Origin of the sequence: Micromonospora sp. HB375, from assembly GCF_017872985.1 — a bacterium.
Classification (GTDB): domain Bacteria; phylum Actinomycetota; class Actinomycetes; order Mycobacteriales; family Micromonosporaceae; genus Micromonospora; species Micromonospora chalcea.
In genome coordinates this window covers 2,012,706-2,024,468 of the sequence record NZ_JAGGJO010000001.1, presented here as the reverse complement: position 1 = coordinate 2,024,468, position 11,763 = coordinate 2,012,706, and the positions used below count along the sequence as shown (strand labels likewise).

Genomic DNA, 11,763 nt, shown 5'->3' with positions numbered 1-11,763 from the left:
ATCTCCGAGCCGCTTTCAGGTCGCCGGCCGTTCACCAGTCCTCGGTCAGGATCGAGTCGAGGGTGTCGACGAGGATCTGGACATGACGCTTGCCGAAGATCAGCGGCGGCTTGATCTTCAAGATGTTGCCGAACCGACCGTTCGGGTAGATGAGGACGCCCTCTTCCCGCATGCGCTCGCTGACGTAGCGAGCCTCGGCGGCGGCCGGCTGCTTGGTCGCGCGGTCCTGGACCAGCTCGATGCCGGCGTAGACGCCTTCGCCGCGGACGTCCCCGATCAGGGCGTGCCGATCTGCCAAGCCACGGAGTTCGGACAGGAGATGTGCGCCCGTCGACGCCGCGCGCTCGACGAGCCCGTCGCGTTCGATGACGTCGAGCACCGCCAGACCCGCCGCGCAGCAGACCGGGTTACCGGCGAAGGTGTTGAAGTACCGCATACCCCGGTCGAACTCGTCGGCGATCTCCCTGGTGGTGGCGACCGCCGCTATCGGCATGCCGTTGCCGAGCGGTTTTCCCAGCGTCACGATGTCAGGAACAGCCCCGTGCGCCTCGAAACCCCACATCGTCCCGAGCCGTCCGATGCCGATCTGCACCTCGTCGGAGACGCAGAGCCCACCCGCCGTCCGTACCGCCTCGAACGCCGACGCGAGGTAGGTCGGCGGCAACGTGATCTGCCCGCCGGAGCCGATCAGGGCCTCGGTGAAGAAGGCAGCGGGGGCGCGCCCCTCGGCGCTCAGCCGTCGCGCCACGAGGTCGACGTCGGCGGCGTACTTCTGGGCCGCGAGCGGGTCGTCGTATCCGTACGGCCCGCGATAGCGATCAGGTTGCAGCACCACGTGCGTCGTGTCGGGTCGCCCGCCGCCGCCGGGACCGTCGTACCGGTCGGGGCTGATCCCCAGCACCGCGGTGGTGTTGCCGTGATAGGCACCGTCCACGACCATCACGTCGGTCCGGCCGGTGACCTGCCGCGCCATCCGCAGCGCGAGGTCGTTGGCTTCGCTGCCGGTACAGACGAAATACACCACCGCCAGCGGATCGGGCAGCAGGTTGGCCAGTCGTTCGGCGTATCGGCCGTACTCGGCGTACACGAATCGGCTGTTGGTGTTGAGGCGACGGACCTGACGGGAGACCGCGTCGGCGACGGTGGGGTCCGCGTGGCCGACGTGGGTGACGTTGTTGATCGCGTCCAGGTAGGCCAGGCCCTCAGTGTCACTCATCCATACGCCCTGGCTGCTGACGAGCGTCATCGGATCGTCGAAGTAGTACCGCTGGGCCCGGCCGGTGTACTTCTCGCGGACGGCGACCGCGTCCCGCGGGGGGTGGTCGTCGACCACGGCGCCGGAGGCAGGTCGCAGCGGCGACGGGCTCAGTGCCGCCCACACCGTCCGCAGCCAGGGCTGCACCCGGGCCGGAACCCGGGAAACGAGATCCGCTTCGAGCAGGACGGTGAGGCGAAACGACGCACGGTCGGTCTTCTCGTCCAGGCCGACACTCGCGACCTCTCCGACGGGACTGTCGTCACCGATCCGGGTGCCGGCGACAACGACGGGGGCGATATCCCGCCACACGGACCAGTACGGTGCCGAGCTGCCGTCGTGGCGAATGATGACCGTTTGTTCGTGGGAGTCAGCCGTTTCCACCAGGCCGCCGACCGGGGTGACGATCCGGGTCACGTCGGTGGGCTCGATCTCGATGCCAAGTTCGAGGGTGGCCGGTTGCGGGTCGGCCCGGTTCGGCGCCGGCGTACCCACCGGTGCGAGCGCGGGACGCGACGCGTCGCCGGTGAGCCGCGCGCCGAAGGTGGCCGCGACCTCCGTACGGGCGGCGGCGCCCCTCGGCCACGGGTCGAGGCCGGCCGCCTCGCGGAAGGTGGCTTCGGCCAGGGTCGACGGGACATCGCCGAGCATCGCCAGGAGATCCCACGAGTGCCGCGACCGGGCCCGCCCGTAGTCGACCGTCTCTTCCGCGGCGACGCGTCGGGTCCACGTCGTGGCGTTCACGCAGAGCCGGGCAGCCGCGAGTGGATAGATCACCCCGATCTCGTCCGGATCCAGCCGCGTCGTACGCGCGTACCCCCGCACGACCTCGGTGGCCGCGCGCAGCGGGTCACCGACCCCGAGCATGGCGTAGGCAACGGCCACGGAGAGCTCCGCGATCCGTGCCGTGTGCATCGCGTCGCCGACGTCCACCACGCCGCTCACCCGGTGGTGTCCGTGCGCGTCCCGACCGACGAGGATGTTGAAGTCGTTCAGGTCGTTGTGCACCACCGACTTCGGCAGCGACCGGATCCGGCCCCGGAGCGCCGCGTAGCGGGTCATCGCCTGGGTCACCAGGGCGACCCGGTCCGGGTCGGTGATGTGGTCCAGGCAGGAGGCGACCGCCTCGTCGGCACGGGTCAGGTCCCAGTGATGGCTCCTGACGGCCGGCGGTGGTGCCACGTCGTTGAGCGCCGTGACCAGCGTCGCCGCCGTCGCGCCGATCTCCTGGAGCAGTCTCGGTGGTCGCCTGTTGAGCGAGCTGAGCAGGCGGCCGGGAAGCCAGGACAGCACCTGGATGTGGTTGAGACGCCCGTCGCGGCGGAGGACACCGAGCGACTCGCCGCCGAGGGTGGGCCGCGGTCGAGGCACGGCCACGCCGATGGCCGACTCGCCCAGGTGCCGCAGCAGTTCCCCGCGCCAGGTGATTTCCACGGGATCCGCGGCGTCGCTGAAAACCTTGACGACATAGCGATTGCCGTCGTCAGCCTCGACCAACACGTTCTGGTCGATCTCGCCGCCGAGTTCCGAGATCTGTGCCACAGCAAGCCCGTAGCTCTCCTGGAGAACCTCGCGGAGTTCGGTGCAGGAGACCTCCGGTGCACCGTCGCTGATTCTCTGGAAGGCCGTTTCGAGGAATGGCCCGGTTCGGGACGGGGGGATGTTCACGCATCTGCCTTTGAACGGAGTTTAAGGTCGCGAATGCTGTACGAGCCCGTGAGTCGCTCGGGCGGCGCGGGCGCCCTGATCGCGAGCGCATCCCTAACCCTGCCGGTGCGACGGCGCATAGACGATGGGCACACGCCCTGACTTCCAGAATGGCGGATGTGCACGTTCGAGCGTCGGGGTCACCGCTCCTTGAGCGGGGAAACCGGCTGCTGCTCGGCGGTGGGGCCGATCGGCAGGTCGTGGGTCGGGTCCGACGGCACGTACCCGGATGCTCCCTGGGTCGACACACCGCGTCGGCGCCGCCGGCTCCCGATTCGCTGCAGGTCGGCGAGGGCGCGGGCGCGGGGATCGACGAGTACGCGAAGCCCGTCCCCGGCGAGGCTCAGGGCGGCAACAGCGATCACGATCGCCAGGCCCGGCGCGATCATGTACCACGGTGCGATCTCGAACGACGATTTCGCGTCGGCGACCATGTTTCCCCATGTCGGCGTCGGTGGTGCGATGCCGAGTCCGAGAAAGCCCAGTGCCGCGTCGGACAGCAGTGCCGAGGCGTAGACGAAGGTCGCCTGCACCACGATCGCGGGGAAGGCGTTCGGAGCAACGTGGCGGAGCAGAATCTTCACACCGCGAACGCCCGATGCCTTGGCGGCGGCGACGTAGCCGGTTCTGGCGAGAACGATTGTCCGGCTGCGGACGACGCGGGCGACGAGCGGCGTGTAGACGGCCGTCAGGGCGATGAGGATCCCGACCCCACTGGGGACCTTGTCGTTCAGCCCGACCGCGATGGCGATCGCCAGGATGATCACGGGGAACGACTGGAGCGCGTCGATGACCCGCAGCAGAACACCGGCCGACCGTTCGTAGAAGCCGGCGACCAGTCCGATGACCGACCCCAGGAGGAGCGCCGAGACCGTCACGGCGGCGCCGAGGCCGAGCGAGACGCGTCCCGCGGACACGACCCTGCTCAGGACGTCACGGCCGTAGTCGTCGGTGCCCAACCAGTGCGCCCCGGACGGCGCCTGCAGCTTTTCGGCGAGCTGCTGCGTGTTCGGCGGCTGCAGGAACAGTGGTCCGAAGGCCGACAACAGGATCAGTACGACGATCAGCCCGGTCCACAGGCACAGTCCTGGGCTTCTCCGCCAGTAGCTGGCGAGCTTCGATCGCAGTGGGCGTACTCCGATCCGCGTCATCTGCTCGACCTCACTCTCGGGTCCAGGACCGCATACAGCAGGTCGACAGTCAGATTTACCAGGATCGTGACCACCACCGTGAACAGGGTGATGCCCAGGACCAAGTTGTAGTCACGCGACCCGATGGCGGAGTTGAGCAGGTATCCCAGACCAGGAATCGAGAAGATCGTCTCAAGGATGATCACGCCGCCGAGCATGTGACTGAAGTTCGAGCCGAGCACCGTCAGCGTGGGCAGGAACCCGTTCCGCAGCAGGTGCCGATACATGACGTCGCGTTCGGTGCCGCCTTTGGCTCGCGCCGTCCGTGCGTACGCGTTGAGCAGTTCGCCGGCCAGGGACTCGCGCAGGGTGAGCACGAGCAGGGGAACCTGGTAGGCCAGCAACACCACCACGGCCAGGAACACGTGGTGGGTGAACGACCACAGGTCCTCGGTGGGAGCGACGTAGCCACTCACCGGGAACGCTCTGATCCTGACGGCGAAGAACAGGACGAGGACGAGCGCGAGCCAGAAGCCGGGAACGGCGAGCAGCGCCGAACTGAGGAAAAGCAGGACCCGCGACAGGAGCGCGCTGGGGTGCGACACCGTGCGAACGGCGAGGGGGACGGCGAGCAGGACGCTCAGCACCATCGCGATGGCTGCGACCAGCAGGGTGGGAACCATGAAGTCCGCGATCGCGCTTGCGACTCCCCTGGACTGGGACAGGGAGAAGCCCAGATCGCCGTGGAGCGCGTTCCAGAGCCAGGAGCCGTACTGCTCCCAGACCGGCTTGCCGAACCCCAACTGACGGTTCAGCTGCTCGATGGACTCCAGCGGGGCGTTCGTGCCGAGGATCGCGATGGCCGGGCTTCCCGGAATGGCGTGCAGCAGGAAGAACATCACGCTGGCTACGATGAATACCGTGATCACCATGTCACGAGCACGGCGTAGAACTACCAAGATTTCAGCCATCCCTCGGTCGGAGGTGGGGGCCGCGTCGTGCCTTGACGCGGCCCCCACCCATTCAGCGGCTAACCACTAAGCGATGCATTCCAGAGGATGTTCGTGTACGAGCTGCCCGTCACCAGCTTCTTGGAGTGCGGGTTGACGTCGCTGACCTGCCCGAGGATGAGGGCCGGCATCGTGTCGTAGAACAACTGCTGCAGTTGGTCGACGTACTGGAGCGCCTCGGTCTGGTCCTTTGCCGCCACATACTTCGTGAGCAGTCCGTCGATGCCGGTCTTGTACTCCGGCGTCGGAAAGGCACCGTACGGTTCGAGGCTGCCGTTGAACCACTCCATCTGGGTCGCATTGCCGTACGAGGCGAGGCAGAAGGTCGTCATCAGGTCCCACGAACCCGGGTCATCGATCGACTTGCCCACCATGGAGGGGTAGTCCAGCACCTCGATGTCCGCCTTCACCCCGATCGCTGAGAGCTGCCCCTGGATCGCCACCGCCCACTGGTACATGTAAGGGTAGGTCTTGGTCGTGAGGATCCTGATCGGCCGGGTGAGACCGGCCGAGGCGAAGAAGGACTTCGCCTTCTCGGTGTCCTGCTCGGCCCAGCGGTCCAGTCCTGCCTTGGAGTGAAGGTCGGGCACGCTCGGCGACACCAGCGCTCCAGTGAGCGGGGACCACAGCTTCTCCGGACCGAACATCGCCTTGGCGATCGCCTGCTTGTCGATCGCCGCATTGAGGGCCTGCCGCGCCGGCAGCGAGTGGAACACCGATCCCTGCCGACCGTTGAAGAACAGGACATTGAGGTTCCGGTCGACCGCGGGCTCGACGGCGAACGACCTATCGTTCGCCAGTGACTGCATCTGGTCGGTGTCGATCGTCTGGACCCAGTCGTACTGACCGGTCTTCAGACTGTTCAGGCGCTGCTGACTGTCGGCGACGAAGCTGTACACGATCTTGTCCGCGTAGGCGTTCTTGGCACCGGCGCGACCGCTCGGGTCCTCGGTCCGGCTCTGGTAGCCGTCGAAGCGGGCCAGGGTCAGGTTTCGCCCGGGGTTGTAGCTCTCCACCGTGTACGGGCCGGTGCCGACGATCTGGCCGGGTGCGATCGGCTTGTCACCGGCCGCCTTGGCGGTCGCCGCCGGGATGACGACGAACGGGCCCTGGATCCACGCCAGATCGGAGACCAGCGTGGAGCGCACCGACGTCAGGGTGATGACGAACGTCGAGTCGTCGGCCGCCTCGGAGGACTTGACCTGCGCCCTGACGTTCTTGCTGTTCGGGGACACGGCGAGCCAGCGATCGAAGCTGGCCTTCACGTCCGTGGCCGTCATCGTCGACCCGTCGTGGAACTTGACACCGGTACGCAGCTTGACGGTGTAGGTCAGTCCGTCGTCGGAGACGGTGTGGGAATCGGCGAGCATCGGCTGGGGGCGCAGTTCGGCATCGAGTGCGAACAGGCTCTCGAACACGTGCTGCATCGTGATCCGGGTGAGCCCACCGGCCATGCTCATGTCCAGCGTCTGGGGGTCACCGCCGAGCGCGGCGCGAATGGTGCCACCCCGCTTCGGTTCCCCGGTGGCCGTCCCGCTGCCCCCCGACTCCGAGGACGATCCCCCGCAGCCGGCAACCGCCGTGATGCTCATGACCACGAGAGCGGCGGTGCACCACCGAAATAGTCGTTTCATATGTAGACCTGCCCTTTGAGTAGTCACTTGCGACTGTGGTCTGACGGCGCATGCTGGCGAGATTTCGAAAGCTGATCTGTGACCTGGTTGCCGGCTCCGTCGGGCCGGGCATTATTTGTTATACGTGTGTGGACGACACCGCGCGGATGGGCGTGAGCCCCCGATCCTGGCACCGAAGTTGTGCGCGTTCACTCGGTGGCGTGGAACGCGCCCGCATTCGCCACCGACGGGGCGAACGGGTCGGGGTTCGCCGCCATGAGCGCCCGCGTGTACTCGTGCCGCGGTGGCGCTGACGCGGCCGTCGGGTCCAGGACTTCGACGAGCTCGCCACGCAACATGACCCCGATGCGATCGGCCACAGACGTCACGAGGCTCAGGTTGTGGGTGATGAAGATGTAGGTCAAGTCGAACTCGCGCTGCAGGTCCAGCAGCAGATTCATGACCTGACCCTGTACCGATACGTCCAGCGCGCTTGTCGGCTCGTCGGCGACGATCACGCTCGGCTGCGGCGCGACCGCCCGCGCGATCACGACCCGCTGGCGCTGGCCACCGGACAGTTCCGACGGATATCTCTTCTCCGCGTCCCGCGGCAGTCCGACATCGTCGAGAAGCTTACGGACGCGCTTCTGGATCGCGGCGCGATTCAATTCGGTCAGTGCCCGGATCGGCTCCGCAATGGACTCACCGATCGTTCTCCGCGGATCGAGACTGCCGCTCGGGTTCTGGAAAATCATCTGGACCTCGCGTCGGAGCTCGCGCTCGGCCGCCAGCCCTCGCCGATGCGACAGGTCGTGGCCGGCGACGGACAGAAGCGAGCCGGGATCGGCGCGCTCCAGGTCGACGATCAACTTGCCCAGTGTGGTCTTCCCCGAGCCCGTCTCGCCCACGATGCCGAAGAACTCGCCGCGGTGGATGGTCAGGGTCAGGTCCTGGACCGCGCGGTGCGCGGAGGCGAGGCGGCCCTGCGTCGGCACGCCGTGCTCGTGGATCGAATGATAATCCTTCTGCCGGGTGACGCCGTACGTTCTGTTGACGCCCTTCAGCTCGACGACGGGCTCTCGTCTCGCGGCGGCGTCGACCGGAGTGTTGCCGCCGTCGGCGGTGTAGCCGGTGAGACGGTTGACCGCCTCGTCGGTCCAGTGCGTGACCGGCGCCCACGCTCGGACCATGTGGGTCCGGTCCGGCGACCAGACCATCGGTGGCGGCTCAGTCAGATCACGTTCGGTGGCGAGCGCATTACGTGGAGCGAACCGGTCGCCCTTGGGCATTTTCCCGGGCTGCGGGGTCTGACCCGGAATGGTGCGCATCCGCCCGACCAGGCGTGTATTGGGACGTGGTACGCACTCCAGCAGGGCCTTGGTGTACGCGTGCTGGGGCGCTCGGAGCATCACCTCCCTCGGGCCGACCTCCAGGACCTGTCCGGCGTAGATCACCGCGATCCGGTCCGCGATGACGGACGCCACCCCCATGTCGTGGGTGACCAGAACGCAGGCGATGCCGCGGTCGCGTTGAAGCCGCCGGATCAGCTTGAGGATCTCGGCCTGAACCGTGACGTCCAGTGCCGTGGTCGGCTCGTCCGCGACGAGCAGATCGGGCTCACCGATCAATGCCATCGCGATCATGACCCGCTGCTGCATGCCACCGGAGAGCTGATGCGGGTAGAGCGGCAGCACTCGTTCGTCCAGGCCGACGTCGCGCAGCAGGCCGACCGCTGCGCTCAGGCCATCGCCCCGCCGGCTGTCACGCCGCCCCCGCACGCTGCGCATGTCGTGCGACAGCGCGTACGCCTCGGCGAGCTGGTGGGCGACGGTCTTGGTGGGGTTGAGGGCGTCCTGCGCCTCCTGGAACACCACGCCGACGCGTCGACCCCGGATCCGCGACATCTGACGTTGGCTCAGCCGGAGGAGCTCGTGCTCGCCGAGGCGGGCGCTGCCGAGCAGGTCGATCGGCGACGTGAACTCCATGAGGCGCAGCGCCGCCATCATGGTCACACTCTTACCGCTGCCCGACTCACCGACCACGCACAGGATCTCGCCGGCCGCGACGGACAGCGACACCGCATCCGTGAGCCCGAGCTGGCCGCCCTCCACGGAGAGATTCACCGTGAGATCCGACAGTTCGAAGATGGTCACGAAACTCCCTCCACAGGGCTACCTACTGTTACACAGCGTGAGCGAATGTCAATAGCTGCGGGTGAGGGTTCCTCACCATGCCGGGTCGGCCTGGTCGCAGCCCGGTCGGATGCCGACGCGGACGAGAATGACGAGGTGGAACGCGTTGACGAGCATGAGCGGGCCAGCGCCGCATCGGGCATGCTCGACCGCCGAGGCAAGCCCGGAGCCTTCCCCCGGGGCAGCTCTATGATCTTGATGTAGTAACGGAAGGTAGCGAAGAGAGTCGATCGGTCCAGGCGGTCGGGCCCGAACGGCCTGTGCACGACTTCGAGCAGTGCTCGCACAGCGTAGGACAACATCGGAACCGGGCCGGCGCGACGACTGCACAGTCGAAGATCCGCAGATGAGGGCCCGTGCACACTTGCCCGCGCCCCGGTGTCAGTTCTGGCCGTACCGGGTCACGAGGTCGAGTGCGACACGCACGATCGAGTCGGTGTCGATCCCGTGGTGGCGGTAGGTGGCGTACAGGTCGCCGGACTGCCCGAAGCTGGTCACGCCCAGGTGCGCTGACGGGACGCGGTTGATTGCGGCGAGGTGGGCCTGCGTGTGCGGGTGCCCGTCGAGCACCGTGATCATGGGGCGGGCACGGTCCGGCGGGAACACGGCGTCGAGGATCCAGTCCGGCGCCTCGGCCAGACCGGCGCGGGCCTGTACGGCCTGGAAGAGAAGGTCCGGACTCGTCACGACGACGACGTCCGCGGTCACTCCCGTCTCGGCGAGGCGATCGACGGCCTGGCACGCCTCGGTGACCATGGCTCCCATCGCGCAGATCGTGAGCGCCGGACGGTCGGCGCGGCGCAGCAGGTACGCCCCGGCGACGACATGGCGCCGGCGACGCTCGCGCGCGGCGGGATCGGACGGGATCTCGGCCATCGTCTGGTCGACGGGGCGCGTGGAGAGCCGCAGGTAGGCGGACCTGCCACCGGGACGGCCGAGTTGGCTCATCGCCGCGAGCAGGATCCACTCGGTGTCGATCGCGAACGCCGGTTCGTAGGCCACGACCCCCGGCTGCTCGACGCCGATCGACGGCGTCTTGATCGACTGATGGGCCCCACCCTCGGCGGCCAGGGTGACCCCGGACGGCGTCCCGACCAGAATGGACTGGCCGCCGGCGTAGACGCCGAACGACCACGGTTCGAGGGCACGTTCGACGAACGGATCGTACAGAATCCCGACCGGGATCAGCGGCTGTCCCCAGCGGCTCCACGTAGCGCCCAGCTCCCCCATGGCGCCCACCAGGTTGACCTCGGCGATCCCGAGTTCGACATGCTGCCCGGTCGGCCGCTCGCGCCAGTGCAGGATCGTCTCGGCGTCGTCGGCGAACCAGTCGGTGCCCTCATCGGGCGACCACACCCCGACCTTGTTGACCCAACCACCCAGGTTGGTGCTGGAGCTGACGTCCGGGCTGATCGTGACGATCCGGCGTCCCACGTCCGGGGCGGCGCGCAGGGTGTCGAGCAACGCGCGGCCGAGGGCCGCCTGGGTGGTGGCGACCCCGCCCGGAGTACGGCCGAAGTCGGTCGGTACGTCGTAGGTCGGCAGCGACGGTACGGGGGCACGCCGCAGCCGCGCCGCAGTCTCCGCGCACACGAGCGCCTCGGCGCTGCCGGCCGGGAAACCCGCCCAGCGATCGTCCATGCTCACGCCCAGCCGATCCGCGAGTTCGGCGAGCTGCGGACCGGTGAGCAGAGCCGAGTGGTTCTGCGGGTGGCCCTCCGTCGCCAGGCCGTACCCCTTGATGGTGTAGGCGAAGATGACCGTCGGCCGCGTGTCGTCGATGCCGCGGAAGGCCCGGTCCAGGGCCCGCAGGTCGTGCCCACCCAGGTTGCGCAGCGCGGCGAGCAGCACCTCGTCCGGGACGGTCCCGATGAGCCGCCGGACGGCGTCCGCGTCACCGCCGTTCCCGGGTAACCGCTCGCGCACCTGCGCCGCCGGGAGGCGCAGCAGTCGCTGGTACTCCCCGTTGCTCATCTCGTCGATGCGGCGGCGGAGCGCGTCCCCTCCCGGCCGGTCGAACAGCGCCGTCAACCGGTGGCCGTACGGGACCATGATCGTCTGCCAGCCGGCCGCCTCGAACATGCGCTCCAGGCGGCGTACCCGCAGACCGGGCACGATCCGGTCGAGCGACTGCCGGTTGACATCCACGATCCAGACGACCTCGCCCAACTCGGCCACCATGGGGTCGACGACCGCCTCCCAACAGGCACCCTCGTCGAGTTCGGCGTCCCCGATCAACGAGTACTGACGCCCGGAGCCGGCCGGGCCGAAATGCCCGGCGACGTAGCGGCGCGCCAGCGCGCCCCAGACCGGAGCCGTCGCGCCGAGCCCGACAGACCCGGTGGAATAGTCCGGAGCATCGGGATCCTTTGAGCGACTCGGATAGGCCTGCAGGCCACCGAACTCCCGCAGCCGGCTGAGGTACGGCCGGTCGAGCTCGCCGAGAAGATATTTGATCGCGTGCAGCACCGGTGAGGCATGCGGTTTGACCGACACCCGATCCTCCGGCCCCAGGTGCGAGAACCACAACGCCGTCATGACCGACGTTATCGATGCGCTTGACGCCTGGTGCCCGCCGACCTTCGGCCCCGCCGGATCGGCACGAAGCCGGTTGGCGTGATCGACCATCGCGGTGGACAGCCACAGAATCCGTTCCTCGATGGCACGAAGAACAGCGAACCGCGGCTCTTCCCCGCTCTCGATGTCGTCGGGCCATACGACGGAGGTAGTCATCCACAACCCTTCCTGATGGCACGCGTTTGCCAACATGGTGCGGCCAGGGGCGTACGAATGCGCAAGATGCAACAATGAATCTGAGCAATCTGCGCAACTGCCGTCCTGGTCCACCCTCGGGAG

General features: G+C 67.9%; 6 protein-coding genes. All 6 read right to left on the bottom strand.

Translation table 11 applies throughout. The annotated features are described in order from the left end of the window. Positions 1-31 precede the first annotated feature (31 nt). The 6 genes from J3R08_RS32665 to J3R08_RS09525 all read right to left on the bottom strand — a co-directional run bounded on the left by J3R08_RS32665 (position 32) and on the right by J3R08_RS09525 (position 11,754). A complete protein-coding gene (locus tag J3R08_RS32665; RefSeq protein WP_209960793.1) occupies positions 32-2,797 on the bottom strand; it encodes an aminotransferase class III-fold pyridoxal phosphate-dependent enzyme in 2,766 nt (921 codons plus the stop codon). Positions 2,798-3,102: 305 nt separating this feature from the next. Continuing rightward, positions 3,103-4,113 carry an ABC transporter permease gene (locus J3R08_RS09545; protein ID WP_209960791.1) on the bottom strand — a complete coding sequence of 337 codons (1,011 nt, stop codon included), beginning with the start codon at positions 4,111-4,113 and terminating at the stop codon, positions 3,103-3,105. Then, positions 4,110-5,063 carry an ABC transporter permease gene (locus J3R08_RS09540; protein ID WP_280841846.1) on the bottom strand — a complete coding sequence of 318 codons (954 nt, stop codon included), beginning with the start codon at positions 5,061-5,063 and terminating at the stop codon, positions 4,110-4,112. The genes J3R08_RS09545 and J3R08_RS09540 overlap by 4 nt, the downstream gene beginning before the upstream one ends. A 59-nt stretch (positions 5,064-5,122) precedes the next feature. Then, positions 5,123-6,694: an ABC transporter substrate-binding protein gene (locus J3R08_RS09535; protein WP_209960787.1), complete on the bottom strand. Its 1,572-nt coding sequence runs from the start codon at positions 6,692-6,694 to the stop codon at positions 5,123-5,125. A 230-nt stretch (positions 6,695-6,924) separates the two neighbouring features. Continuing rightward, complete coding sequence (locus J3R08_RS09530) at positions 6,925-8,868, bottom strand: ABC transporter ATP-binding protein (protein WP_209960786.1); 1,944 nt, start codon at positions 8,866-8,868, stop codon at positions 6,925-6,927. 420 nt (positions 8,869-9,288) lie between these two features. Then, complete coding sequence (locus tag J3R08_RS09525) at positions 9,289-11,754, bottom strand: pyruvate dehydrogenase (RefSeq protein WP_280841847.1); 2,466 nt, start codon at positions 11,752-11,754, stop codon at positions 9,289-9,291. Positions 11,755-11,763: the final 9 nt, after the last annotated feature.

Excerpts from the sequence above, each read along its gene's own strand:
- J3R08_RS09545 (WP_209960791.1), bottom strand. The coding sequence starts at position 4,113 with ATGACGCGGATCGGAGTACGCCCACTGCGATCGAAGCTCGCCAGCTAC.
- J3R08_RS09540 (WP_280841846.1), bottom strand. The coding sequence starts at position 5,063 with ATGGCTGAAATCTTGGTAGTTCTACGCCGTGCTCGTGACATGGTGATC.
- J3R08_RS09535 (WP_209960787.1), bottom strand. The coding sequence starts at position 6,694 with ATGAGCATCACGGCGGTTGCCGGCTGCGGGGGATCGTCCTCGGAGTCG.